The organism is Streptomyces sp. M41, assembly GCF_043673425.1.
Taxonomy (GTDB): domain Bacteria; phylum Actinomycetota; class Actinomycetes; order Streptomycetales; family Streptomycetaceae; genus Streptomyces.
Map to the genome: position 1 here is coordinate 153,409 of NZ_JBIMKE010000005.1, position 24,052 is coordinate 177,460.

The window sequence follows — 24,052 nt, forward strand, 5'->3', positions numbered from 1 at the left end:
TCGGTTCCGGGCCCCTCCTCGTATGGCGGCTACTTGGGCTGCGGCTTGCGCACCGTCAGGTGCAGTTCCTTCAGCCGGGCCTCTTCCAGCTCCGTCGGCGCGCCCATCATCAGGTCCTGGGCGTTGCCGTTGAGCGGGAAGGCGATGGTCTCGCGGATGTTGGGCTCGTCCGCGAGGAGCATCACGATGCGGTCGACGCCGGGGGCGATGCCGCCGTGCGGCGGCGCGCCGAAGCGGAAGGCGCGCAGCATGCCGGCGAACTTCTCCTCGACGGTCTCACGGTCGTAGCCCGCGATCTCGAAGGCCTTGAGCATGATCTCCGGCTCGTGGTTCCGGATCGCGCCGGAGGACAGCTCGACGCCGTTGCAGACGATGTCGTACTGCCAGCCCAGGATGTCCAGCGGGTCCTGGGTCTCCAGGGCCTCCAGACCGCCCTGCGGCATGGAGAACGGGTTGTGCGAGAAGTCGATCGCGCCGGTCTCCTCGTCCTTCTCGTACATCGGGAAGTCGACGATCCAGCAGAACCGGAAGACGCCCTCCTCGAAGTGCCCGGCACGCTTGGCCGCTTCGACGCGGACCGCGCCCATGATCTTGGAGACCTCGTCGAACTCGCCCGCGCCGAAGAACACGGCGTGACCGGCGGCCAGCGACAGGCGCTTGGTCAGCTCGGCGACGTTCTCCTCGGTGAGGAACTTCGCGATCGGGCCGGAGAGTGAACCGTCCTCGGCGACGCGGACCCAGGCCAGGCCCTTGGCGCCCTGCGAGACCGCGAAGTCACCGAGCTGGTCGAAGAACTTGCGGGGCTGCGCGGAGACGTCCGGCACCGGCAGGGCGCGGACGTGCTTGCCGGCGAACGCCTTGAACTCCGAGCCCTCGAAGATGTCGGTGATGTCGACGAGTTCGAGCTGGGCCCGCAGGTCCGGCTTGTCGGAGCCGTACTTCAGCATCGCCTCGCGGAACGGGATCCGCGGGAACGGCGAGGTGACGTGGCGGCCGTTGCCGAACTCCTCGAAGAGCTCGGTCATCAGCTTCTCGACGGGCTGGAAGACGTCCTCCTGCTCGACGAAGCTCATCTCGATGTCGAGCTGATAGAACTCGCCCGGCGAACGGTCGGCGCGCGCGTCCTCGTCGCGGAAGCAGGGCGCGATCTGGAAGTAGCGGTCGAAGCCGGAGATCATCAGCAGCTGCTTGAACTGCTGCGGCGCCTGGGGGAGGGCGTAGAACTTGCCCGGGTTGAGGCGGGAGGGGACGACGAAGTCGCGGGCGCCCTCGGGGGAGGTCGCGGACAGGATCGGCGTCGCCATCTCGTTGAAGCCCAGCGCCGTCATCTTGTGGCGGATCGCCGAGATGACCGACGTACGCAGCAGGATGTTCTTGTGCATGCGCTCGCGGCGCAGGTCCAGGAAGCGGTACTCCAGGCGCCGCTCCTCGTTGACCCCGTCCTCGGTGTTGATCGTGAACGGCAGCGGGGCAGCCGCGCCGAGCAGTTCGACCTCGCCGACCTCGACCTCGACCTCGCCGGTGGGCAGCTCGGGGTTGATGTTCTCGGCGCCGCGGGAGACGACCTTGCCGTCGATGCGGACCGTGGACTCCTTGGAGAGCTTGTCGAGAGCCTCGTAGGAGGGCGTGCCGGGACGGGCGACGAGCTGCGTGATGCCGTAGTGGTCGCGCAGATCGATGAAGAGGATGCCGCCCAGGTCGCGCCGATTGTGCAGCCAGCCACTCAGCCGGACGTCGGTGCCGACGTCAGAGGAGCGGAGCTCGCCGCAGGTGTGGGACCTGTACCGATGCATCGTCGTTCATCCAGTCTTCGCGGATCGGGGGGCGTGTTTCACGTGAAACTTCTCCCAAGCCTACCGGGGACCCCAAGATCGCCTCCCCACCATTTCACCGGGTCCGTCGGCCCCTCCCGACCGGATGTCCCCTACAGCTTCGGTGGCAGTGTCCGATCACCTGTTCTTAAAGTGGGGCAATGCGCACTGGTGAGCCCCTGCCCGCCGTGGGGGAGGTCCTCGCCGCCCTCGCGACCGGCCTGTGGCACTGGAACACCGCCACGGGACTGGTCACGGTCGACGCGGAGGCGGCACGGCTGCTCGGGCTGCCTCCCGAGCAGGCCACGCTCAGCCAGGCCCAGGTGCGCGCTCGGCTGCATCCCGTCGACTGGAACGAGATCACCGGAGTGATCCAGCTGGCCGTCGCCGAAGGCACCCTCGGCGAGGTGCGGGTGCGGATCATGGACGAGCGGGGCGCAATCGTGCGGGTCGGCCGCAGCCGCTTCCACGCGGCCTTCGACCGCGAGAAACGGTCGTACGAGGTCACCGGCTCCCTCCAGGAGGTCACCGAGCCGGCTCCGGGGACCTCCGCCGGGCGCACGGCGGTCACCGGCGACTGGCGGCGCTCACGGGAGGCGTTCCTGCTGGACGCGGGGCGGGCCCTGGCCGAGGCGCGGTCGACGGCGGAGGTGCTGCGGGTCGCGGCCGGCCTGTCGATGCCGGGCTTCTCACCGGACGGTCTCGCGGTGTTCGGGATCACGGGCGACCGCCTGACGATCATCGGCCACCACGGCCACCAGCCCGGCGACGACGGCCCCTTCACACACATGGCGCTGGACACGGACTACCCGGCCGCCGAGGTCGTCCGCACCGGCCGCGCCGTGTATCTCTCCTCGCCCGAGCAGTACAAGGACCGCTACCCGGTCACCTGGCCGCTCGCCGCGCACTTCAACCGTCAGTCCTGGGCGTTCCTGCCGCTGACCGTGGCCGGACGCACGATGGGCGCCTGGATGGCGGCGTTCACCTATCCGGTCGCGTTCACCCCGGACGAGCGTTCCGTGCTGACGACGGTGGCCCGCATGCTCGCCCAGGCGCTCTCCCGGGCCGAGGCCGCAGAGTCCGCGCGGGAGCTGACGGACGGCCTCCAGCGCTCGATGCTGCCCAAGCTGGGCCCCGAGATACCCGGCATGAGCATCGCCGCCCGCTATGTCCCGACCGGCGGCGGACTCCAGGTCGGCGGCGACTGGTACGACATGATCCCGCTGCCGAACAGCCGTTTCGCCCTCGTCATCGGCGACGTCCAGGGCCATGACGTGCGGGCGGCGGGCCTGATGGGCCAGCTGCGGATAGCGCTGCGTGCCTACGCCTCCGAGGGCCATCGCCCCGACGCCGTCCTCTCCCGTGCCTCCCGTTTCCTGCACGGCATGACCTTCGGCGCCCTCGACGAGGATCCGTCCGAGCTGCGCTTCGCGACCTGTCTGTATGTCGAGGTCGACCCCACGACCGGCGTGCTGGACATCGCCCGCGCCGGCCACCCGGACCCGGCGATCCGGATGGCCGACGGAACGGTGCTGTCCCGCCCGACGGCCGGCGGCCTCCCCCTCGGCATCGATCCGGACGCCGACTACCCGACGACCCGGATCACCCTGGAACCCGGCGAGACGATGCTGATCTGCACGGACGGCCTGATCGAGACCGGCGGGCACGATCTGGAGACCGGCTGGAAACGCATCCGGGCGATCCTCGAGGACCACGACGGCGATCTGGAGGTCCTCGCCGACGCCCTGGTCCAGGCCGTCCACGGCCCGTCGTCCCACCACACCACCGGCCCGCTGGCCGACCGGCGCGAGGACGACATAGCGGTGCTGCTGCTGTCCCGGCAGGGGGAGGGCTGCGGCTGCGGTGACCCGGTGGCCGTCCGGCCGACGATCCGGCGCAGCATGCTCACGGTCGCGCAGGCCGAGCCGGAGCGGATCGCGACGGCGCGTCAGCAGCTGCGGGAGCTGCTGCACGACTGGGTGTCCGAGGACCAGGTGGACTCCGCCGTGCTGCTGCTGTCCGAGACGCTCACCAACGTGCTCGTGCACACCGACTCCGATGCCCTGCTCCTCGCCGAGGTGCGGGGTGAGCCGGGCGACCGCCGGTTGCGTGTCGAGGTCACGGACACCAGCGACGACCTGCCGCACAAGCGCCGCCCGGGGGAACTGGCGTCGTCCGGGCGGGGACTGGTGCTGATCGAGCTGCTGGCCCAGGCGTGGGGCGTCGACCCGCGGGGCGAGGGCAAGAGCACATGGTTCGAGTTCTACGAGTCCGAGGGCGCGGTCGCCTCCGACGGCCCGGCGGGGGCGGGGGGCCCGGGGCTCCCGTAGCGCTCCCGCAGTTCATGCAGAACGCCCGTGACGGCGGCGGTGAGCGGCACGGCGAGCAGCATGCCGAGGATTCCGGCGACGGACGCCCCCGCGGTGATCGTCACCATCACCAGGGCCGGGTGCATCTGGACGGTGCGGCTCTGGATCATCGGGGTCAGCACATGCCCCTCCAGCTGCTGCACGGCGAGCACGACGCCCAGCACCCACAGCGCGATGACGAAGCCCCGGTCGGCGAGCGCCACCAGCACGGCGACGGCCCCCGAGAGGAAGGCCCCGAGGTAGGGGATGTAGGCCCCGATGAAGACCAGCGCGCCGAGCCCGACCGCGCCGGGCACGTCGAGGACGAGCAGTCCCACGGTGATGCAGACGGCGTCGATGAGGGCGATGAACGTGGTCCCCCGCATGAAGCCTTCCACGGCCCTGTACGCCCGCCGGGCCATGGCCTCCGCGACGTCCCCGCCCTTGGAGGGAACGACCGAGCGCACGGCGTCGACGGCCCGGTGGGAGTCCCGCAGGAAGAAGAAGACGAGCAGCAGCGCGAGCACGGCCATGGCGATGGTCTCGCCGACGACGCTCACCCCGCTGATCACCCCGGAGGCGGCCGTCCCGCCGAACTTGGTCAGCAGCTCCCGGGAGTTTGAGGCCAGATCGTCCAGCGAGGTCCCGGCCGCCCCGAAGTGTCGGGCGAGATCGCGGCCCGCCAGTTTGAGCGAGGCGACGATCTGCTCGCCGCTGTCGACGATCGCGGCGACGACGATGTAGACGGCTCCGCCGACCAGCGCCACGACGGCGACGCAGGTGAGTGCGGCGGCCACGGACCTGTTCACCCCGGCCTGTACCAGCCGCCGGTGCAGAGGTCCGAGCAACGCGGTTCCCAGCAGCGCGAGCAGCACGGGCACCACGGCCGTCCGGAACTCCACGGCCAGCCGGATCCCGACGTAGACGACTCCGGCGGCCAGCAGCACGACGACGCACCAGGCGGCGAACCGCCGGACGGCTTCGGGCAGCAGCGGGGTGGGGGCCTGCACCCTTCCAGCGGATCATGCGCCGGTCCGTGCTGTCGTGTGCGGGCGGACCGCCCGGGTGACGGAAAAGCGGCGGGGGGTCAGGCCCCCGAGGGTCCGCTCCCGGTCATCCCGTGCACGGCCGGGATCGTCCCGAGCCGGCCCTTCTGGAAGTCGTCGAACGCCTGCTGGAGCTCTTCCCGCGTGTTCATCACGAACGGGCCGTAGTGGGCCATCGGCTCACGGATGGGCTGTCCGCCGAGCAGGACGACCTCCAGGTCCGGCGCGTGGGAGTCCTGCTTCTCGTCGGCGCGGACGGTCAGCGAGCCGCCGCTGCCGAAGACCGCCGTCTGTCCGAGCTGGACCGGCCTGCGCTCGGCCCCCACGGCGCCCCGGCCGGCGAGGACGTACGCGAGCCCGTTGAAGTCCTCGCGCCAGGGCAGCGTGATCTCCGCGCCCGGGGCGAGCGTCGCGTGGATCATCGTGATCGGGGTGTGGGTGACACCGGGGCCCTGGTGGCCGTCCAGCTCACCGGCGATGATCCGCAGCAGCGCGCCGCCGTCGGGGGTGGTGAGCAGTTGGACGTTGCCGCCGCGGATGTCCTGGTAGCGGGGCGCCATCATCTTGTCCTTGGCCGGGAGGTTCACCCACAGCTGGAGACCGTGGAAGAGACCGCCGGACGTGACCAGGGACTCCGGTGGGGCCTCGATGTGGAGCAGGCCCGAACCTGCCGTCATCCACTGGGTGTCCCCGTTGGTGATGGTGCCGCCACCGCCGTTGGAGTCCTGGTGGTCGAAGATCCCGTCGATGATGTAAGTGACCGTCTCGAAGCCGCGGTGCGGGTGCCAGGGCGTGCCCTTGGGCTCGCCGGGCGCGTAGTCCACCTCGCCCATCTGGTCCATCATGATGAACGGGTCCAGGTAGCGGTAGTTGATCCCGGCGAACGCGCGGCGCACCGGGAAGCCCTCACCCTCGAAACCGCTCGGCGCGGTCGTGACGGCGAGCACGGGACGGGCCACGGCCTCCGCGGGCGCGGCGACGCGGGGCAGCGTCAGCGGGTTCTCGACAGTCACTGCAGGCATGTCGGTACCTCCTTGTGCGGCCAGTTTAGTTGAGTATTGAACTTCTTGCCACCCCCAACAGACGAAGCCCGGAGGGCATTCCCCGCGGACGCCCGAAGGCCCTGCGGACACACCCGAAGGCCGACACCCTGACGGGTGTCGGCCTTCCCTTGCGCAAAGGACCCGGTGCTTCGGGAGCGGCTCAGTGTGACAGCAAGTGCCGCCTTGTCGTGGTCAGACCAGGAGTTCCGGCTGCTTCTCCTCCGTGGGCTCCGCCACTTCGGGCGCGCGCCGGTCGTTGCGCATGACCAGCGTCGCCACCAGCGCGGCCACCAGGACCCCGATCGCGCTGACCGTGAAAGTCGTCGACATCGAGGCGGTGAAGGCCTCGCGGGCCGCCGCGACCAGACCGGCGTCGCCGGACGCCACCGCCCCGGCGATGGAGTGCCTCGCCGCCTCGGGCGCCCCCTCGGGCATCCGGTCCGCGAAGCCGCTGGAGAGCAGCGAGCCCAGGATCGCGATGCCGAGGGCGGTGCCGGCCTGCTGGATGGTGTCGTTCAGGGCCGAGCCGACGCCCGCCTTGTCCTCGGGGATCGTGCCCATCAGCGCGGCCACCGCGGCCGGCATCGCCAGGCCCGCGCCGAGGCCGAGGAGACCGAGGGCCACCGCCGGGACGGTGAAGCCGGAGTCCGCCGTGACCGTGGTCAGCAGGCCGAAGCAGGCCACCATCACCAGCATTCCGGCGAGGATCACCCAGCGGTTGCCGTAGGTGGCGGCGAGCTTGACCCCGACGCCGTTGCCGATGAGGGCGGTGATCGCCAGCGGCAGGAAGGCGAGGCCCGCCTCGATGGGCGAGTAGCCGAGCACGAACTGGAGGTACTGGGTCAGGACCAGCAGCAGACCGCCGTTGCCGATCTGGACCAGGGCCAGGGAGAGCGAACCGCCGCTGAAGTTGCGGTGCTTGAACAACACCAGCGGGACCATCGGGGACTTGGTGACGTTCTCCCAGATCACGAAGGAGGCCAGGGAGACCACCGCCACGACCAGGGTGAGCGTGGAACGGCCGCCCAGCGCGCCGTGCTGCGGGAGCTCGATGATCCACCAGACCAGGGCCGTCATGCCCACCGCCGACAGCACCGCGCCCAGCGGGTCGGCCTTCTGCCAGGGCGCTTTGGACTCCGGCATCAGCGTCAGCCCCGCGACGATCGCGAGCGCCACGACCGGCACGTTGATGAAGAAGATCGACTGCCAGGAGAAGTGCTCGATCAGCACACCGCCCAGCACGGGGCTGCCGACCAGGCCCAGCATCGACACCGAGCTCCAGGCCGCCATCGCCTTGCCGCGCTCCTCCTCGTCGAAGACGGTGATGAGGATGGAGAGGGTGGACGGCATGATCAGCGCGCCGCCGACGCCCATCGCGACACGGACGGCGATGACCTCGCCGGGGCTGGTGCACCAGGTCGCGGCCAGTGAGGCCGCCCCGAAGAGCAGTAGCCCGATCAGCATCACCTTGCGGCGGCCGAACCGGTCGCCCAGGCTGCCGGAGGTGAGCAGCAGGCCGGCGAAGACCAGGATGTAGGAGTCCAGGATCCACTGGGTGTCCTGGGCGCTCGCCCCGATCTCCTCGGTCATCACGGGCACCGCGACGGTCAGCGCCATGCTGTCCACGACCAGCACCAGCGTGCTCAGGCAGAGCACGATCAGAATCCACCAGCGGCGTGGATCGCGATTCCCCTTGACGTCCATGACGGTTCCCCTCCGGCTTCGTGAACACCGTTCCTTCGTTGCGAACACTGTACGCACACCGGAACAGTGTTCGCAACAGTCGATTCCTGTACGCTCGATGCGAACGTTGTACGCAGGTGGAACGCAGGCATGTGAAGGAGCGCCGATGGCCGCGAGGACGACGAAGCAGAGCTCCCTGCCCTCCGTGTGGGCCCGCCCCCGGCGCGAGGCCGACCAGCCCGCGCTCAGCCGCGCCGCGATCGTGCGCGAGGCGATCGTCATGCTGGATGCGGAGGGCGTGGAGGCGCTGAGCATGCGCAAGCTCGCCACCAGGCTGAACGCCGGCGCGGCCTCGCTGTACCGGCACGTCGCCACCAAGGACGAGCTGATGGAGCTGGCGGTCGACGAGGTGGCCGCCGAGATCCACGTACCGCCGGCGAACGGCGCCGACTGGCGGGCGGCGGCCGGTGAGGCCGCGGGGGCGTTCCGTGCGACGGCGCTGCGGCACCCGTGGCTGTCGTCGGTGCTCGGACAGGCCGGGCTCGCCTATCTCGGCCCGAACCTGATGGCGTTCTCCGAACGGCTCGCGGCCCTGTTCACGGCCGCCGGATTCACCAGGCCGTCGGGCCCTATCGACACCCTGCTGTCGTACGTGATCGGGATGAGCACCACGGAGGCCGCCTGGCTCACCACGGTCGCCCGCAGCGGCGAGACCGAGGCGGACTTCATCGCCCGCCTGATGCCCGCGGCCCAGCAGGCGGCCGCGGCCCACGAGCACCTCGCCGAGGGATACGCCGAGGCCAGGACGGCCACCCAGGACCCGGTGGCCCTGCGCGACGAGAAGTTCGCCTACGGTTTGGAGGTGGTCCTGGACGGCCTGGCGCTGCGCCTAGGAACACCGGCTTCCTGAACGCGCCCAGGGGCACGGGGAACTGCGCGACCAGCCACAACGGGCCCGCAGACGCCGCGCGACCCGGGGCGGAACCCCGTGCGGCGCTACCCGTACATCCGGCGCATCGCGAACTCGACCATCTGCTCCACGGCCTTCGCGTCGAAGACCATGCGGTGCTCGCCCTCCATGTCGACGACGAAGCCGTAGCCGGTCGGCAGCAGGTCGATCACCTCGGCGCCGGTGATGACGAAGTACTTGGACTCCTTGCCCGCGTACCGCCGCAGCTCCTTGAGCGAGGTGAACATCGGGATCACCGGCTGCTGGGTGTTGTGCAGGGCGAGGAAGCCCGGGTTGTCACCGCGCGGGCAGTAGACCTTGGACGTCGCGAAGACCTGCTGGAAGTCCTCGGCGGACATCTGCCCGGTGGTGAAGGCCCGCACCGCGTCCGCGAGCGAGGGCGGGGACGGCTCGGGGTAGAGCGGCGGCTGCTGGCCGTACCCGCCGACGCCACCTGCCATGGGCTGCTGCGGCGTGGCGTACTGCTGCTGTGCAGCGCCCCCGTCCATGGGCTGGCCGTATCCATACATGGGCGCAAGCGTACCGAGAGCGGCCGGGAGGGCGGGGCCGTACCGGTGTCCTGGCAGAACCGACAGCGACTCGACAGCCACCCGACAGCGCGTGCCCTGGCTTCCCACAGCTGCCGCTCATAGCGTCGGCCGTGCCGGGGCGAGCACCGGCAGGCGGCAGCACATGAGCAAGGGGACAGCCATGCACCGACAGCACGACGACGAGGTCCACGAGCACGACCGAGGGCTCGGTCACGACCTTCCCGTCCTCGCCCGGCGCCGCATGATCGGGCTGATGGCGGGGGCGGGGATGATCCCGCTGGCGGGGTGCACCACGGACGAGGGCACCTCGGCGTCCTCCTCCACGAACACCTCCTCCGCCTCGTCGGCGGCCGGTTCCTCCGGCAGCTCCTCGTCCGCCCAGTGCGCGACCATCCCCGAGGAGACCGCCGGCCCCTTTCCCGGCGACGGATCGGGCGGTGTGAACGTCCTGAAGGAGAGCGGTGTCGTCCGCGACGACATCACCGGGAGCTTCGGGGACTCCGCGGGCGGCACCGCGCAGGGCGTGCCCCTGACCGTCACGCTCACGGTCGTCGACGCCGCCTCCGGCTGCGGCACCCCGAAGAAGGGCGCCGCCGTCTACATCTGGCACTGCGACCGGGAGGGCAGGTACTCCCTGTACTCGGAGGGCGTCACGGACGAGAACTACCTGCGCGGCGTCCAGGAGACCGACGACCGGGGCCGGGTCACCTTCACCAGCGTCTTCCCCGGCTGCTACGCCGGCCGCTGGCCGCACATCCACTTCGAGGTCTACGGCAGCCTCGCCGACGCCACGGCCGCCGAGGCGATCACCAACACCTCGCAGCTCGCTTTCCCCAAGGACGTCTGCGAGACGGTCTACGCCACGGACGGCTACGAGCGCAGCGTGCGGAACCTGGGGCGGCTCTCCCTGGAGCGGGACGGGGTCTTCAGCGACGGCCACGAGCAGCAGATGGCGACGCTGAGGGGCGATGTGACGGACGGCTACACGGCCACACTGACGGTTCCGGTGTGACCTGTCACAGATAACGGATCGGGGTTGCGTCTTATTACTGACGGGTAGCATCATCGTAGCTACTTGTTGGTATGTGAACGAGCGCGAGGATCCAAGTGCCTCGCCGATCCCTCTACGGAGCCGACCATGGGGCACTACAAGTCCAATCTGCGCGACATCGAGTTCAACCTGTTCGAAGTACTCGGCCGCGACAAGCTGTACGGCACGGGTCCGTTCGAGGAGATGGACGTCGAGACCGCGAAGAGCATCCTCGAGGAGCTGACGCGGCTGGCCGAGAACGAGCTGGCCGAGTCCTTCATCGACGCCGACCGCAACCCGCCGGTCTTCGACCCCGAGACCAACACCGCGCCCGTCCCGGCGTCCTTCAAGAAGAGCTACAAGGCCTTCATGGACTCCGAGTACTGGCGTCTGGGCCTGCCCGAGGCCATCGGCGGCACCATAGCCCCGCCGTCCCTGATCTGGTCGTACGCGGAGCTGATCCTCGGCTCGAACCCGGCCGTGTGGATGTACTCCTCCGGCCCGGCGTTCGCCGGGATCCTCTACGACGAGGGCAACGACGTCCAGAAGAAGATCGCGCAGATCGCGGTCGAGCGGACCTGGGGCTCCACCATGGTGCTCACCGAGCCGGACGCCGGCTCCGACGTGGGCGCCGGCCGCACCAAGGCGGTCCAGCAGGCGGACGGCTCCTGGCACATCGAGGGCGTCAAGCGCTTCATCACGTCCGGTGAGCACGACATGGAGGAGAACATCCTCCACTACGTCCTCGCGCGTCCCGAGGGTGCCGGCCCCGGCACCAAGGGCCTGTCCCTCTTCATGGTCCCGAAGTACCTCTTCGACTTCGAGACCGGCGAGCTGGGCGAGCGCAACGGCGTCTACGCCACGAACGTCGAGCACAAGATGGGCCTGAAGGCCTCCAACACCTGCGAGATGACCTTCGGCGACCAGCACCCCGCCAAGGGCTGGCTGATCGGCGACAAGCACGACGGCATCCGCCAGATGTTCCGCATCATCGAGTTCGCCCGCATGATGGTCGGCACGAAGGCGATCTCCACGCTGTCGACGGGCTATCTGAACGCGCTGGAGTACGCCAAGGAGCGCGTCCAGGGTCCCGACCTGGCGAACTTCATGGACAAGACCGCGCCCAAGGTCACCATCACCCACCACCCGGACGTGCGCCGCTCGCTGATGACGCAGAAGGCGTACGCCGAGGGCATGCGCGCGCTGGTGCTCTACACGGCGTCGGTGCAGGACGCCATCGCGGTCAAGGAGGCGGCCGGCGAGGACGTCTCCGCCGAGCACGCGCTGAACGACCTGCTGCTGCCCATCGTCAAGGGCTACGGCTCCGAGAAGGGCTACGAGCAGCTCGCGCAGTCGCTCCAGACCTTCGGCGGCTCCGGCTTCCTCCAGGAGTACCCGATCGAGCAGTACATCCGGGACTCCAAGATCGACACCCTCTACGAGGGCACCACCGCGATCCAGGGCCAGGACTTCTTCTTCCGGAAGATCGTCCGCAACCAGGGCGCCGCGCTGAACTCGCTCGCCGAGGACATCAAGAAGTTCCTGGCGCTCGGCGAGGGCGGCGAGGAGCTCGGCGCGGCCCGCGAGCAGCTCGCCAAGGCGGCCGTGGAGCTGGAGGCCATCGTCGGTCTGATGCTGACCGACCTCGCGGCCACCGAGTCGGACGTCAAGAACATCTACAAGGTGGGCCTGAACACCACCCGGCTGCTGATGGCCTCCGGTGACGTCGTCGTCGGCTACCTGCTGCTCAAGGGCGCGGCGGTCGCCGCCGAGAAGCTGCCGACCGCCTCCAACAAGGACAAGGCGTTCTACCAGGGCAAGATCGCGGCGGCGAAGTTCTTCGCGGCCAACGTCCTGCCGGGCGTCACGGGGGCCCGCAAGCTCGCCGAGAACGTCGAGCTGGACCTGATGGAGCTGGACGAGGCGTCCTTCTGACCGCTCGTTCCCGTCACTGACGGACAATCCACGAAGCCCTCACGAGGGCCCGCTCCCCTTCAACGGGAGCGGGCCCTCGTACGTCGTTAAGGTGAACCCCATGAGCGCACCCCCCCGCTTCGACCGCGGCCACACCGACGACCTGATGTCCTTCCTGGCGGCGAGCCCGTCGCCGTACCACGCCGTGGCGAACACCGCCGAGCGGCTGGAGAAGGCCGGCTTCCGGCAGGTCGCGGAGACGGACGCCTGGGACGGGACGAGCGGCGGCAAGTACGTGCTGCGCGGTGGCGCGATCGTGGCCTGGTACGTGCCCGAAGGAGCGGCGCCCCACACGCCGTTCCGGATCGTCGGCGCGCACACGGACTCCCCCAATCTGCGGGTGAAGCCGCTGCCCGACAGCGGGGCGCACGGCTGGCGGCAGGTCGCCGTGGAGATCTACGGCGGACCGCTGCTGAACTCCTGGCTCGACCGCGATCTCGGCCTGGCCGGCCGGCTGACGCTGCGGGACGGCTCGACGCGGCTGGTGAACGTGGACCGGCCACTTCTGCGCGTGCCCCAGCTCGCCATCCACCTGGACCGCTCGGTGTCGGCGGAGGGCCTCAAACTCGACAAGCAGCGCCACCTCCAGCCGGTCTGGGGCCTCGGCGACGTACGCGACGGCGACCTGATCGCCTTCCTGGAGGAGACGGCGGGACTCGCGGCGGGCGAGGCCACCGGCTGGGACCTGATGGTCCACTCCGTGGAGCCGCCGGCGTACCTGGGCCGGGACAAGGAGCTGGTCGCCGGCCCGCGCATGGACAACCTGCTCTCGGTGCACGCGGGCACCGCGGCGCTGGCCGCGGTCGCGAGCTCCGGCACCGGGCCGTCGTACATCCCGGTGCTGGCCGCCTTCGACCACGAGGAGAACGGCTCACAGAGCGACACGGGCGCCGACGGGCCGCTGCTGGGCGGCGTCCTGGAGCGTTCGGTGTTCGCCCGCGGCGGCTCGTACGAGGACCGGGCGCGGGCCTTCGCGGGTACCGTCTGCCTGTCCTCCGACACCGGCCACGCGGTCCACCCCAACTACGCCGAGCGCCACGACCCGACGCACCACCCGCGCGTCAACGGCGGGCCGATCCTGAAGGTGAACGTCAACAACCGCTACGCGACCGACGGTTCGGGCCGGGCGGTGTGGGCGGCGGCCTGCGAGCAGGCGGACGTGCCCTTCCAGTCCTTCGTCTCCAACAACTCCATGCCCTGCGGCACCACCATCGGCCCGATCACCGCGGCCCGGCACGGCATCAGGACCGTCGACATCGGCGTGGCGATCCTTTCCATGCACAGCGCCCGGGAGTTGTGCGGCGTGGACGACCCGTGGCTGCTGGCGAACGCTCTGGTGGCGTTTCTGGAGGGGTAGTTCGCGACACCGGTCGCATGAGTGACGCCGACCGGGGTACCCGGCCGCCCGGACCGGAACGACCGGTCCGGACAGGGAGGCGACACTCATGGGCCTCGGCGGATGCATCATCCTCATCGCCGCGGGAGCCATCCTCACGTTCGCGACCGACTGGGACATGGAGGGGGTCAACCTCGACCTGGTCGGGATCATCTTGATGATCGTGGGGCTGATCGGCGTCACGACGTTCAGCAGCATCGCCCGGCGCAGGCGTGTGGTGGTGCCACCGACGACGCCCGTGGTCGGCGAAGAGGGACACCACCATCGCAGGGACGGCTACAGCAACGGCTACGGCGCCTGAGCGTCCGTCATGTCACCGGCCGAACCGTCCATCCCGGCGAGCACCAGCGGGAGACGGTCCGCGCCGCCCGCGGTGAGGCGGACCGGCACGCCCCAGTCCTGCTGGTGGACATGGCAGGCCGGGTACTCTCCCCCAGTCTTCGACCGGGAGGTGCCCCCAGCCGGGTCGTCGTCGCAGGACGCGGCCATCGCGGAGACATGCAGGACGCCCTCCGCCACGGACGGGTCGAGGTCGAGGGCGCGGGAGAGGCCGGTCCCCGCGCCCTCGCCCGCGCGCAGCAGCTCAGGCGGGGTGGCGGAGACCAGCAGCCGGGTCGAGGGGCCGTACCGGGTGTCGAGCTTCTGGCCCGCGGGCGCCTGGAAGATCACATCCAGGTGGAGTCTGCCGGGCGCCACTTCGGTGGCGGCGCGCCGGGTGCGGTGCGCGACCGCCTCGACGCGTACGGCCTCCTCCGGCAGCCGCAGCCGGGTCAGCCGGTGCCGGGCCGACTCCACGACCACGAGGTCGTCCCCGGCCAGAACCGCGTCGGACGGCTCCCGCAGATCCGTGGCCAGGGTGGTGACCTCGCCGGTCGTGGGGTCGTAGCGGCGCAGCGCGTGGTTGTAGGTGTCGCTGATCGCGACCGAGCCGTCGGGCAGGGCGGTGACCCCCAACGGGTGCTGCAACAGGGCCTGTCCGGCGGCGCCGTCGCGGTGGCCGAAGTCGAACAGACCGGTGCCGACGGCGGTGTGGACCGTGCCGTCCAGGTCGACCCAGCGCAGCGCCGAGGTCTCCGAGTCGGCCAGCCACAGCCGCTCGGGCGTCGCAGCGAGGCCCGACGGCTGGGCGAACCAGGCCTCGTCGGCGGGGCCGTCGACGAGCCCCTCGTTGGTGGTGCCGGCGGTGACGGCCACCGTGCCGGTGTCCGGGTCGTACGCCCACAGCTGGTGGACGCCGGCCATGGCGATCCACACCCGCGCGCCGAAGACCGCCACGTCCCACGGTGACGACAGGTCCACCTCGCACGCGGGGCCCGAGGTGGGCGAGCCCTGCCACCACTGTCTGCCGGTTCCGGCGAGCGTGGTGACCTCTCCGGTGCCGAGGTCGAGGCGGCGCAGGGCGTGGTTGACGGTGTCGGCGACGACGGCCGCGGTGTCGTCGAGGAGGGCGAGGCCCTGCGGCTCGTTGAAGGCCGCCGAGTCCGCCGGGCCGTCGGCCAGCGCGCGCGTGCCGGAGCCGATCCGCCTCACGACCGTCTCCCCGTCCGCCGCCAGCTCCACCAGCTGATGCCGGGTCGTGTCGCTGACCAGGAAGTTCCCCGACGGCAGCAGCAGTGCCTTGCCCGGGAACCGCAACACCGTCGGCTCCGGCTCCGGCGCCACGTACGGGCCGTCGCCGCGCCGCAGGGTGCCCTTGACCTCGTGCTCGGCCTCCAGCTCCGTCACCAGGCGCTCGATGGCGTGCACATGCCCCTCACCGGCGTGCTGCGCGACGACATAACCCTCGGGGTCGATCACCACGAGCGTCGGCCAGGCCCGCACCGCGTACTGCTTCCAGGTGGCGAGCTCGGGGTCGTCCAGCACGGGATGCTCGACCTCGTACCGCTCCACGGCGTCGACGACCGCCTGGTGCTCGGCCTCATGCACGAACTTCGGCGAGTGCACGCCGACGACCACCACGGTGTCCCGGTGCTTCTGCTCCAGCTCGCGCAGCTCGTCGAGGACATGGAGGCAGTTCACGCAGCAGAATGTCCAAAAATCAACGATCACGATGCGACCCCGGAGCTTCGCCAGAGCGAGCTCCTCGCCGCCGGTGTTGATCCAGCCGCCCCTGCCCACCAGCTCGGGGGCGCGGACACGTACGCGCTTTGCCATGCTTCCAGCCAATCACACGGGTCGGACAGGCGGCGGGCTCAGCCCCTCGGCCTACGGACGGCGTGCGGGGCCGGGCCGTGGGGAACGGCTCGTCCCATGAGATTCCTCGTGCGCGACCGGCTCCTCGGCATCGGTGACGACTACTGGATCGAGGACGACCAGGGCAACAAGGTCTACCTCGTGGACGGCAAGGCGATGCGGCTGCGGGACACCTTCGAGCTGAAGGACACCCAGGGGCGGGTCCTCATCGACATCCACCAGAAGATGCTCTCCCTGCGCGACACGATGGTGATCGAGCGGGACGGCGAGCCGCTCGCGAAGATCCGCCGCAAGCGGCTGTCGCTGCTGCGCAACCACTACCGGGTGTCGCTGGCGGACGGCAGTACGGAGCTCGACGTCAGCGGCAAGATCCTCGACCGGGAGTTCGCCGTCGAGTACGAGGGCGAACTGCTGGCCGTCGTGTCCCGGCGGTGGCTGCATGTGCGGGAGACGTACGGCGTGGACGTCGTACGGGACGACGCCGATCCCACGCTGCTGATCGCGGTGGCGGTGTGCGTGATCCATCTGGCGGAGAAGGAGCACGCTGACGACTGAGGGTGAGCAGGGTCGTACTCGGCGACCGGTGCGGTGCCCTCTCGGCGACCTGTGCCCCCTCGGCGACCGGTGGGCGCCTCAGCGACCCGTGCGCCCCTCAGCGACGCGGCGCCGCCAGCCCCAGGACCCGGTCCTTCAGCGCGGGGAACTGGTCCCGTGTCGCGGCGACCTTGCCCGGGTCGAACTCCACCGTGAGGACCTGCTCGCCGGCGCCGGCCTCGGCCAGCACCTCGCCCCAGGGATCCACCACGATCGAGTGACCGGCCTGCGGAACTCCCGCGTGCGTCCCGGCCGTTCCACAGGCGAGCACGAACGCCTGGTTCTCCACCGCCCGCGCCTGAGCCAGCAGCGTCCAGTGCGCCCGGCGGCGCTCCGGCCAGCCCGCCGGGACGACCAGGGTCTCGGCGCCGGCGTCGACGAGAGCGCGGAAGAGTTCGGGGAAACGGAGGTCGTAGCAGGTGCCCACACCGACGGTGGTGCCGGTCTCACCCGTCTTGCCGTGCGGTCCGGGCATGCGGAACGTGACCAGTTCCTCGCCCGCGCCCATCAGCACGGCCTCGCCCTTGTCGAAGCCGAAGCGATGGATCTTGCGGTAGGCGGCGACCAGGTCCCCGGACGGGGAGAAGACGAGGGAGGTGTTGTAGAGCGGTCCTTCCGGATCCCGCTCGGGGATCGAGCCCGCGTGCAGCCATACGCCGGCGTCGCTCGCGGCCTTCGCCATCACCTCGTACGTCGGCCCTTCGAGCGGCTCGGCCTCGGTGCCGAACTGCTCGTAGGCGAATGCGCCGGTGGTCCACAGTTCGGGCAGGACGACCAGGTCGGCCGATCCGGCCTGATCCCGGACGAGGGCGGCTACACGCACACGGCGCGATTCGACCGATTCGCCCTCGTTGACGTCGATCTGGAGCAGAGAGGCGCGCACACTACCACCGTCCTGGCATTCGAGTCGTCCACACGGGCCTACGATCGTCACACGAAAGCACTGCCGGGGTGCCTCACAGCAGCGTAACTTAGCGTTCCGAGACACCCGCCGACAGCAGCCGCCTCCCACCTGGCACCGACGCCACAACCTGCCCGCGTACCGACGTACCAACCGCCGAGGGGTCCCGTTCCGTGAGTCTGCATCCCACCCTCCAGCCCTACGCCGACGCCTGGACCCACTCCATCGAAGCGATATCCGAGCTGGTGACGCCGCTCGTGGAGGGCGAATGGAACCGGCGCACCCCTTGCCCCGGCTGGTCGGTCCGTGACGTGGTGTCCCATGTCATCGGCCTGGACTGCGAGATGCTCGGCGACCCGCGCCCCATCCACACGCTGCCGCGTGACCTCTTCCACGTCACCAACGACCAGCAGCGCTACATGGAGATGCAGGTCGACGTCCGCCGCCACCACACGGCGCCGGAGATGACGTCCGAGCTGGAGTACACGATCATCCGCCGCAACCGCCAGCTGCGGAACGACTCCCGCGACCCCGGCACCAAGGTGCGCGGCCCGCTCGGTGCGGAGCTCACCCTCGAAGAGGCGATGCGGACCCACGCCTTCGACGTCTGGGTCCACGAACAGGATCTGCGCACCGCCCTCGGCCGTCCCGGCAACCTCGACTCCCCCGGTGCGCTGGTGGCCCGTGACGTCCTGCTCGGCCGGCTGCCCGAGGTCGTCGCGACCAAGGCCGGAGCTCCGCGCAGCTCGGCGATCGTCATCGACGTCCACGGCCCCGTCGAGTTCCTGCGCACGATCCGCATCGACATCCAGGGCCGCGGCTCCCTGGAAACGGCCCCCGCCCTGGGCCCCGCCGCCACCCTCACCCTCGACTGGGAGACGTACGTCCGTCTGGCCTGCGGGCGTATCACGCCGGAGGCGGTGGCGGACCGGCTGAAGACGGAGGGCGACACGGACCTGACGACGGCGATCCTGCGCAACTTCACCGTCACGCCGTAGGAGCAGGCGCGGCAGCGGCCGGAGCGAACGGCCGTGACAGCGCCCTGGGCGCCGTTCAGGCGCCGGCTGCCGGGGGGTGGCGGCCCGAAATTCGTTGTCGGCGGCGGGCGGCACGCGATTAGCGTGCTTGCCGTGACCGAGACGACAAGCGAAACCGAGGCCGCCCCCGGCCCCCGTACCGACGAACCGCCGAGTCTGACCCGCCTGGCCTTCCACGGCCCGCTGTCCGAGGCAAGGGCGCGAAGGTTGGTCGAGCGGCTGACCCGTACGAACCCTGCCACGGTCCTGGACATCGGCTGCGGCTGGGGCGAGTTGATGCTGCGTGTGCTGGCCGCCGCACCCGGGGCGAAGGGCGTCGGCATCGACATCAAGGGCGAGGACCTGGCCCGTGGACGCCGCAGCGCCGAGGCCAGAGGTCTGGCGCAACGGGCCGAATTCGTCGAGGAGTCCGCCCTGGGAACCTCGCGCGGGCCTGCCGACCTCGTCCTGTGCGTCGGAGCGAGCCAGGCCCTGAGCACGGCCCCGACGCCGCAGCACACCACCGAGGCCCTGCGCGCGCTGCGCCGCCTGGTCACCGACGGTGGCCGCGTCCTGCTGGGCGAGGGCTTCTGGGAGCGCACCCCGTCCCCCGCCGAACTCTCCGGCATGTGGCCGCAGGCCACCGCCACGGACCATCACGACCTGGCGACCCTGCTGGATCTCGCGGTCGAGGCCGGTTTCCGCCCGGAGTGGACCGAGACGGCGAGCCTCGACGAGTGGGAGGAGTTCGAGTCGGCGTACCAGGCGGACGCCGAGATCTGGCTGGCCGAGCATCCGGACCATCCGCGCGCGGCCGAGACACGTGAGCGTCTGGACCGCCATCGCGCCCAGTGGATGAGCTATCGGGGCGTACTGAACCTCGCTTACCTCACGCTCGTCCCGGCCCGGTAGCGCGGGGCCCTGCCGCAGCGTCGGCTCACGCGGGAACGTGCACCGTCTCCACCCGGCTGGCGACCAGCCGTTCCCGCTCCCTGCGGGCCGCCCGCTCGCGCAGCCGCAGGATCTGGCCGACGCCCAGCGCCTGGAGCGCGAAGACCGCCGAGAAGGCGACGGAGTAGTCGTCCCCCGTCGCGTCCAGCAGCACCCCGACCGCGAAGAGCGTGGTCATCGAGGCGACGAAGCCGCCCATGTTGGTGATGCCGGACGCCGTGCCCTGCCGCTCCGGCGGGTTCGCGGGGCGCGCGAAGTCGAAGCCGATCATCGAGGCCGGACCACAGGCCCCGAGCACCGCGCACAGCACGATGAGCAGCCACATCGGCGCCGTGGCGCCGGGCCAGGCCAGGGTCGTCGCCCACACCACCGCCGTCGCCGTCACGGTGCCGAGCGCCAGCGGCAGCCGCGCCTCGTGGTGGCGGGCGACGACCTGGCCGTAGACCAGGCCGACGACCATGTTCGACAGGACGACGAGGGTGAGCAGGGCACCGGCCGTCGCGCGCGACAGCCCCTGCGCCTCGATCAGGAAGGGCAGTCCCCACAGCAGCAGGAACACCATGGCGGGGAACTGCGTGGTGAAGTGCACCCACAGGCCCAGCCGGGTGCCAGGCTCCCGCCAGGACGCGGCGATCTGGCGCCGTACGTACGCGGTGCCCTGATGCGGGACCGGTTCCGGCTCGTGGCCCTCGGGGTGGTCCTTCAGGAACAGCAGCAACAGCACCAGTACGACGGCTCCCGCGCCCGCGCTGCCCGCGAACGCCGCCGTCCAGCCCACCCCGTCCAGCAGCCGGGCCAGCACCAGTGTGGAGACGAGGTTGCCCGCCATGCCGACGAGGCCGGCGAGCTGTGCGATCAGCGGTCCGCGCCGGGCGGGGAACCAGCGGGTGCCCAGCCGCAGCACGCTGATGAACGTCATCGCGTCCCCGCAGCCCAGCAGCGCGCGGGAGGCGAGGGCGGTGCCGTACGACGGTGAGAAGGCGAAGCCCAGTTGGCCCGCCGTGAACAGCACGACGCCGAGGGTCAGCACCTTCTTGGTGCCGAGCCGGTCGACCAGCAGGCCGACGGGTATCTGCATGCCCGCGTACACGAGCAGTTGGAGGATCGAGAACGTCGACAGCGCCGAGGCGTTGACGTCGAAGCGGTCGGCGGCGTCCAGTCCGGCGACGCCCAGGGACGTACGGAAGATGACGGCAACGAAGTACACCGAGACGCCGATGCCCCAGACGGCGACGGCACGCCGGCCGCCCGGGGGGTCGCCGGGCAGTGCGGGGGGCTTCATCGCTCCTCACCCCGCGCGAGGTGCGAGAACCAGTCGATGTGCCGGTGGACGAGGCCGACCGCGGCCCGGGAGTCGCCGGAGCGCAGTGCTTGCAGGATCTCCTCGTGCTCGGCGAGGGTCTTGGCGATCCGGTCGGGGTGGGAGTGCAGCACGGCGACGCCCATGCGCAGTTGGCGGTCGCGCAGTTGGTCGTAGAGCCGCGACAGGATCTCGTTGCCGCCGCTGCGGACGATCTCGGCGTGGAAGCACCGGTCCGTGACGGCGGCCCCCGCGAGGTCGCCGGCGGCGGCCTGGGCCTTCTGACGGGCGAGCAGTTCCTCCAGGCGCTCGATGAGTCCGGGGGGCGCGGGGACGGCCTTGCGCGCCGCGTACTCCTCGACGAGCATCCGCGTCTCCACCACGTCCTTGATCTCCTGCGCGGAGACCGGCAGGACCAGCGCTCCCTTCTTCGGGTAGAGCTTGATCAGCCCTTCGACCTCCAGCCGCAGCAGTGCCTCCCGCACCGGCGTGCGCGAGACGCCCACGGCCTCCGCGAGCTCGCCCTCGGTCAGCAGCGTCCCGCCCTCGTAACTGCGCTCCAGCACACCCTGTTTGACGTGGCTGTAGACACGGTCGGCGGCGGGCGGCTGCTTGAGGGACGAGGTCGTGGCGGCAGACATGCGCACAGCATAGATACAACACGCACTCAAGGCGGGGCGGGTCCAGCATCCGGACGGGGGCGGCCATGAGGCCAACCGGGTGATCCCGCCCCGGCTGCCGCACAACCTTCTGTGCTAGTTACGTGTCACAACACGTGCGGCCCGCCTGTCTTCCCCCCTCCTCTCTCGGCCGCACCCAGGGGCATTCGACGCAATCGGGGTATTTCAGTTGATAAGCGCCAACAAGAGCTTCCGTATCCGCAGAGCCGCGGCCGTCGCCGTGACGACGGGAGCGGTGCTCGCGACCGGAGCTCTCACCGCGGCACCCGCGCAGGCCGTGACGACGCCCAGCATCAATGCCAAGGGCGGGTTCGTGATGAACAGCGCGAACGGCAAGACCCTCTTCACCAAGTCCGCCGACACCAAGCGGCTCACCGCGTCGACGACGAAGATCATGACCGCCAAGGTCGTGCTCTCGCAGTCGAACCTGAACCTCGACACCAAGGTGACGATAAGGAAGGAGGTCAGCGACTACATCGTCTCCCAGGGTGCCTCGTCGGCCAGCCTGATCGTCGGTGACAAGGTCACCGTCCGTCAGCTGCTCTACGGGATGATGCTCAAGTCCGGCTGCGACGCCGCGATGACCCTCGCCGACAAGTTCGGTTCCGGCTCCACGGTCAAGGCCCGCACCAAGAACTTCATCGGCAAGATGAACACCATGGCCAAGAGCCTGGGCATGACGAACACGCACTTCGACTCGTTCGACGGCATCAGCAACGGCTCCAACTACTCGACGCCGCGCGACCTGACCAAGCTCGCCCGCAGCGCGATGAAGAGCTCCACCTTCAAGACGGTCGTGAAGACGAAGTCGTACACGGCCAAGACGATCACGAAGACCGGCTCCATCCGCACGATGCAGGCGTGGAAGAACACCAACACGCTGCTCGGCTGGAACGGCACGCTCGGCGTGAAGACCGGCTCCGGCAGCGAGTCCAAGTACTGCCTCGTCTTCGCCGCCACGAAGAACGGCGAGTCGGTCATGGGAACCGTGCTCACGGCCGCCTCGGAGGCCAAGCGCACGGAGGACGTGAAGAAGCTCATCAACTACGGCTACGCCAAGATCAGCTGACGCGCGCGCATCGCAAGCGGAAGGGGCGGTCACTCGACCAGTGACCGCCCCTTCTCGCTACCGCCGCCGGCTCACGCCCAGGTGATCAGCCGCTTCGGCTGCTCCAGGATCGCCGCCACGTCGGCCAGCACCTTGGAGCCCAGCTCGCCGTCCACCAGACGGTGGTCGAAGCTGAGTGCCAGCGTGGTGACCTGACGCGGCTTCACCTTGCCCTTGTGGACCCACGGCTGGAGCTTGATCGCGCCGACCGCGAGGATCGCGGACTCGCCGGGGTTGAGGATCGGGGTGCCGGTGTCGACGCCGAAGACGCCGACGTTGGTGATGGTGACCGTGCCGCCCTGCATCGCCGCGGGGCTGGTCTTGCCGTCCCGTGCCGTCGACACCAACTCGCCCAGCGCCTGCGCCAGTTGCGGGAGCGTCTTGGCGTGGGCGTCCTTGATGTTCGGGACGATCAGACCCCGCGGGGTCGCCGCGGCGATGCCCAGGTTGACGTAGTGCTTCTGCACGATCTCCTGGTTGGCCTCGTCCCAGGACGCGTTGACGTCCGGGTTGCGCTTGATCGCGACCAGCAGCGCCTTGGCGATCAGCAGCAGGGGGTTCACGCGCAGGCCCGCGAACTCCTTGTCCCCCTTGAGCTCCTCGACCAGCTTCATCGTCCGGGTCACGTCCACCGTCACGAATTCCGTGACATGCGGCGCCGTGAACGCCGAGCCGACCATCGCCGCGGCGGTGGCCTTGCGGACTCCCTTGACCGGGATACGGGTCTCGCGCGCCGTGTCGTGCGCGGCCACCGGCGCCGGGGCGGCGACGGGGGCGGCGGCCGGGGCTGCCTGCGGCACCGGCTGGGCGGCCGGGGCCTGCGGGGCCACCGCCGCGTGGACGTCCTCGCGGGTGATGATGCCGTCGGGGCCGGTCGGGGTCACCGTGGCCAGGTCGACGCCCAGGTCCTTCGCGAGCTTGCGCACCGGCGGCTTGGCCAGCGGCCGGGGCGGCGCGAGGGTTCCGGCGGGGCCGTGGCCGTTCATCTCCGACTGAAGGGCCTGCGCCGCGGCCGGGGCCTCCTGGCGCGGGGCCTCGGCGCCCTTGCGCGGGCGGCGCTTCGTCGAGGACGTGGCCACGCCGTAGCCGACGAGCACCGGCTGGCGGCCGGATCCCTCCGTCTTGGGCTCTTCCTGCGGAGCCTCAGGCTGCGCGGCCGGCGCCGAGGCCGGTGCCTCGGCCCCGGGTGCCGTGGCCGCGGGGGCCGCCCCGCCCGCCACGTCCACCGCGATGATCGACGTACCGACGTCCACCGTGGTGCCCTCGGGGAAGTGCAGCTCGCGGACCACCCCGTCGTACGGGATGGGCAGCTCGACGGCCGCCTTGGCCGTCTCGACCTCGCAGACCACCTGGCCGTCGGTGACCGTGTCGCCCGGCTGGACGTACCACTTGAGGATCTCGGCCTCCGTGAGTCCCTCGCCCACGTCGGGCATCTTGAACTCGCGCACGGACGCTTGTGTCATCGTCGTCACGACCCT

Annotated in this window: 20 protein-coding genes; 10 read left to right on the top strand and 10 right to left on the bottom strand. The window is 70.4% G+C overall.

Going from position 1 to position 24,052, the window contains the following annotated elements; genetic code table 11:
* Positions 1-29 precede the first annotated feature (29 nt).
* A complete protein-coding gene (gene aspS / locus ACHBTE_RS09195; RefSeq protein WP_394723062.1) occupies positions 30-1,793 on the bottom strand; it encodes an aspartate--tRNA ligase in 1,764 nt (587 codons plus the stop codon).
* Between the two features lie 179 nt (positions 1,794-1,972).
* On the opposite strand from aspS, the gene ACHBTE_RS09200 reads away from it, so the two are divergent.
* The gene (locus tag ACHBTE_RS09200) at positions 1,973-4,141 is read left to right on the top strand and encodes a SpoIIE family protein phosphatase (protein WP_394723063.1); all 2,169 of its coding nucleotides are present in this window, start codon (positions 1,973-1,975) and stop codon (positions 4,139-4,141) included.
* Here the strand turns inward: ACHBTE_RS09200 and ACHBTE_RS09205 are convergent.
* The 3 genes from ACHBTE_RS09205 to ACHBTE_RS09215 form a co-directional block, all read right to left on the bottom strand.
* The gene (locus ACHBTE_RS09205) at positions 4,075-5,169 is read right to left on the bottom strand and encodes an AI-2E family transporter (RefSeq protein ID WP_394723064.1); all 1,095 of its coding nucleotides are present in this window, start codon (positions 5,167-5,169) and stop codon (positions 4,075-4,077) included. The genes ACHBTE_RS09200 and ACHBTE_RS09205 overlap by 67 nt on opposite strands.
* A gap of 77 nt (positions 5,170-5,246) precedes the next feature.
* Positions 5,247-6,227: a pirin family protein gene (locus ACHBTE_RS09210; RefSeq protein WP_394723065.1), complete on the bottom strand. Its 981-nt coding sequence runs from the start codon at positions 6,225-6,227 to the stop codon at positions 5,247-5,249.
* A 213-nt stretch (positions 6,228-6,440) separates the two neighbouring features.
* Complete coding sequence (locus tag ACHBTE_RS09215; RefSeq protein WP_394723066.1) at positions 6,441-7,952, bottom strand: MFS transporter; 1,512 nt, start codon at positions 7,950-7,952, stop codon at positions 6,441-6,443.
* A gap of 145 nt (positions 7,953-8,097) precedes the next feature.
* On the opposite strand from ACHBTE_RS09215, the gene ACHBTE_RS09220 reads away from it, so the two are divergent.
* Entirely contained in the window at positions 8,098-8,841 is a 744-nt protein-coding gene (locus ACHBTE_RS09220) for a TetR/AcrR family transcriptional regulator (protein WP_394723067.1), read from the top strand.
* Positions 8,842-8,927: 86 nt separating this feature from the next.
* On the opposite strand, the gene ACHBTE_RS09225 is transcribed toward ACHBTE_RS09220, so the two are convergent.
* Positions 8,928-9,410, bottom strand: coding sequence for an SseB family protein (locus ACHBTE_RS09225; protein ID WP_394723068.1), 483 nt, complete (start codon positions 9,408-9,410; stop codon positions 8,928-8,930).
* A 181-nt stretch (positions 9,411-9,591) separates the two neighbouring features.
* Between ACHBTE_RS09225 and ACHBTE_RS09230 the strand changes: the two genes are divergently transcribed.
* The 4 genes from ACHBTE_RS09230 to ACHBTE_RS09245 all read left to right on the top strand — a co-directional run bounded on the left by ACHBTE_RS09230 (position 9,592) and on the right by ACHBTE_RS09245 (position 14,132).
* Positions 9,592-10,443 (top strand): intradiol ring-cleavage dioxygenase, encoded by an 852-nt coding sequence (locus ACHBTE_RS09230; protein WP_394723069.1) that lies wholly within the window; start codon positions 9,592-9,594, stop codon positions 10,441-10,443.
* 126 nt (positions 10,444-10,569) lie between these two features.
* Positions 10,570-12,396 (top strand): acyl-CoA dehydrogenase, encoded by a 1,827-nt coding sequence (locus ACHBTE_RS09235; protein WP_394723070.1) that lies wholly within the window; start codon positions 10,570-10,572, stop codon positions 12,394-12,396.
* A gap of 100 nt (positions 12,397-12,496) precedes the next feature.
* Entirely contained in the window at positions 12,497-13,792 is a 1,296-nt protein-coding gene (locus ACHBTE_RS09240; RefSeq protein WP_394723071.1) for a M18 family aminopeptidase, read from the top strand.
* Positions 13,793-13,880: 88 nt separating this feature from the next.
* Entirely contained in the window at positions 13,881-14,132 is a 252-nt protein-coding gene (locus ACHBTE_RS09245; RefSeq protein ID WP_394723072.1) for a DUF6458 family protein, read from the top strand.
* Here ACHBTE_RS09245 and ACHBTE_RS09250 read toward each other — a convergent pair.
* Positions 14,120-15,985, bottom strand: coding sequence for an NHL domain-containing thioredoxin family protein (locus ACHBTE_RS09250; protein ID WP_394723073.1), 1,866 nt, complete (start codon positions 15,983-15,985; stop codon positions 14,120-14,122). The two genes, ACHBTE_RS09245 and ACHBTE_RS09250, sit on opposite strands and share 13 nt — an antisense overlap.
* Positions 15,986-16,081: 96 nt before the next feature.
* On the opposite strand from ACHBTE_RS09250, the gene ACHBTE_RS09255 reads away from it, so the two are divergent.
* A complete protein-coding gene (locus ACHBTE_RS09255; protein ID WP_394723075.1) occupies positions 16,082-16,579 on the top strand; it encodes an LURP-one-related/scramblase family protein in 498 nt (165 codons plus the stop codon).
* A 97-nt stretch (positions 16,580-16,676) separates the two neighbouring features.
* Here ACHBTE_RS09255 and ACHBTE_RS09260 read toward each other — a convergent pair whose 3' ends face one another.
* Complete coding sequence (locus ACHBTE_RS09260; protein ID WP_394723076.1) at positions 16,677-17,501, bottom strand: carbon-nitrogen family hydrolase; 825 nt, start codon at positions 17,499-17,501, stop codon at positions 16,677-16,679.
* Between the two features lie 191 nt (positions 17,502-17,692).
* Between ACHBTE_RS09260 and ACHBTE_RS09265 the strand changes: the two genes are divergently transcribed.
* A complete protein-coding gene (locus ACHBTE_RS09265) occupies positions 17,693-18,517 on the top strand; it encodes a maleylpyruvate isomerase family mycothiol-dependent enzyme (RefSeq protein ID WP_394723078.1) in 825 nt (274 codons plus the stop codon).
* 132 nt (positions 18,518-18,649) lie between these two features.
* Positions 18,650-19,447, top strand: a complete 798-nt coding sequence (locus ACHBTE_RS09270) for an SAM-dependent methyltransferase (RefSeq protein WP_394723080.1) — start codon at positions 18,650-18,652, stop codon at positions 19,445-19,447.
* Between the two features lie 25 nt (positions 19,448-19,472).
* On the opposite strand, the gene ACHBTE_RS09275 is transcribed toward ACHBTE_RS09270, so the two are convergent.
* Both ACHBTE_RS09275 and ACHBTE_RS09280 read right to left on the bottom strand, forming a co-directional pair.
* Positions 19,473-20,768: a nitrate/nitrite transporter gene (locus tag ACHBTE_RS09275; protein WP_394723081.1), complete on the bottom strand. Its 1,296-nt coding sequence runs from the start codon at positions 20,766-20,768 to the stop codon at positions 19,473-19,475.
* Entirely contained in the window at positions 20,765-21,427 is a 663-nt protein-coding gene (locus ACHBTE_RS09280) for a GntR family transcriptional regulator (RefSeq protein WP_394723083.1), read from the bottom strand. The genes ACHBTE_RS09275 and ACHBTE_RS09280 overlap by 4 nt, the downstream gene beginning before the upstream one ends.
* Before the next feature lie 259 nt (positions 21,428-21,686).
* Between ACHBTE_RS09280 and ACHBTE_RS09285 the strand changes: the two genes are divergently transcribed.
* On the top strand, positions 21,687-22,535 hold the full coding sequence (locus tag ACHBTE_RS09285; protein ID WP_394723273.1) for a D-alanyl-D-alanine carboxypeptidase family protein: 849 nt from the start codon (positions 21,687-21,689) through the stop codon (positions 22,533-22,535).
* Positions 22,536-22,606: 71 nt separating this feature from the next.
* Here ACHBTE_RS09285 and ACHBTE_RS09290 read toward each other — a convergent pair whose 3' ends face one another.
* A complete protein-coding gene (locus ACHBTE_RS09290; protein ID WP_394723084.1) occupies positions 22,607-24,046 on the bottom strand; it encodes a dihydrolipoamide acetyltransferase family protein in 1,440 nt (479 codons plus the stop codon).
* Between the last annotated feature and the right edge of the window lie 6 nt (positions 24,047-24,052).

What these genes read in the sequence shown, in the direction of transcription:
- ACHBTE_RS09250 (WP_394723073.1), bottom strand. Translation starts at nt 15,985, where the DNA reads ATGGCAAAGCGCGTACGTGTCCGCGCCCCCGAGCTGGTGGGCAGGGGC.
- ACHBTE_RS09275 (WP_394723081.1), bottom strand. Translation starts at nt 20,768, where the DNA reads ATGAAGCCCCCCGCACTGCCCGGCGACCCCCCGGGCGGCCGGCGTGCC.
- ACHBTE_RS09225 (WP_394723068.1), bottom strand. Translation starts at nt 9,410, where the DNA reads ATGTATGGATACGGCCAGCCCATGGACGGGGGCGCTGCACAGCAGCAG.
- ACHBTE_RS09200 (WP_394723063.1), top strand. Translation starts at nt 1,973, where the DNA reads ATGCGCACTGGTGAGCCCCTGCCCGCCGTGGGGGAGGTCCTCGCCGCC.
- aspS (WP_394723062.1), bottom strand. Translation starts at nt 1,793, where the DNA reads ATGCATCGGTACAGGTCCCACACCTGCGGCGAGCTCCGCTCCTCTGAC.
- ACHBTE_RS09215 (WP_394723066.1), bottom strand. Translation starts at nt 7,952, where the DNA reads ATGGACGTCAAGGGGAATCGCGATCCACGCCGCTGGTGGATTCTGATC.
- ACHBTE_RS09235 (WP_394723070.1), top strand. Translation starts at nt 10,570, where the DNA reads ATGGGGCACTACAAGTCCAATCTGCGCGACATCGAGTTCAACCTGTTC.
- ACHBTE_RS09240 (WP_394723071.1), top strand. Translation starts at nt 12,497, where the DNA reads ATGAGCGCACCCCCCCGCTTCGACCGCGGCCACACCGACGACCTGATG.
- ACHBTE_RS09220 (WP_394723067.1), top strand. Translation starts at nt 8,098, where the DNA reads ATGGCCGCGAGGACGACGAAGCAGAGCTCCCTGCCCTCCGTGTGGGCC.
- ACHBTE_RS09245 (WP_394723072.1), top strand. Translation starts at nt 13,881, where the DNA reads ATGGGCCTCGGCGGATGCATCATCCTCATCGCCGCGGGAGCCATCCTC.
- ACHBTE_RS09280 (WP_394723083.1), bottom strand. Translation starts at nt 21,427, where the DNA reads ATGTCTGCCGCCACGACCTCGTCCCTCAAGCAGCCGCCCGCCGCCGAC.
- ACHBTE_RS09255 (WP_394723075.1), top strand. Translation starts at nt 16,082, where the DNA reads ATGAGATTCCTCGTGCGCGACCGGCTCCTCGGCATCGGTGACGACTAC.
- ACHBTE_RS09210 (WP_394723065.1), bottom strand. Translation starts at nt 6,227, where the DNA reads ATGCCTGCAGTGACTGTCGAGAACCCGCTGACGCTGCCCCGCGTCGCC.
- ACHBTE_RS09230 (WP_394723069.1), top strand. Translation starts at nt 9,592, where the DNA reads ATGCACCGACAGCACGACGACGAGGTCCACGAGCACGACCGAGGGCTC.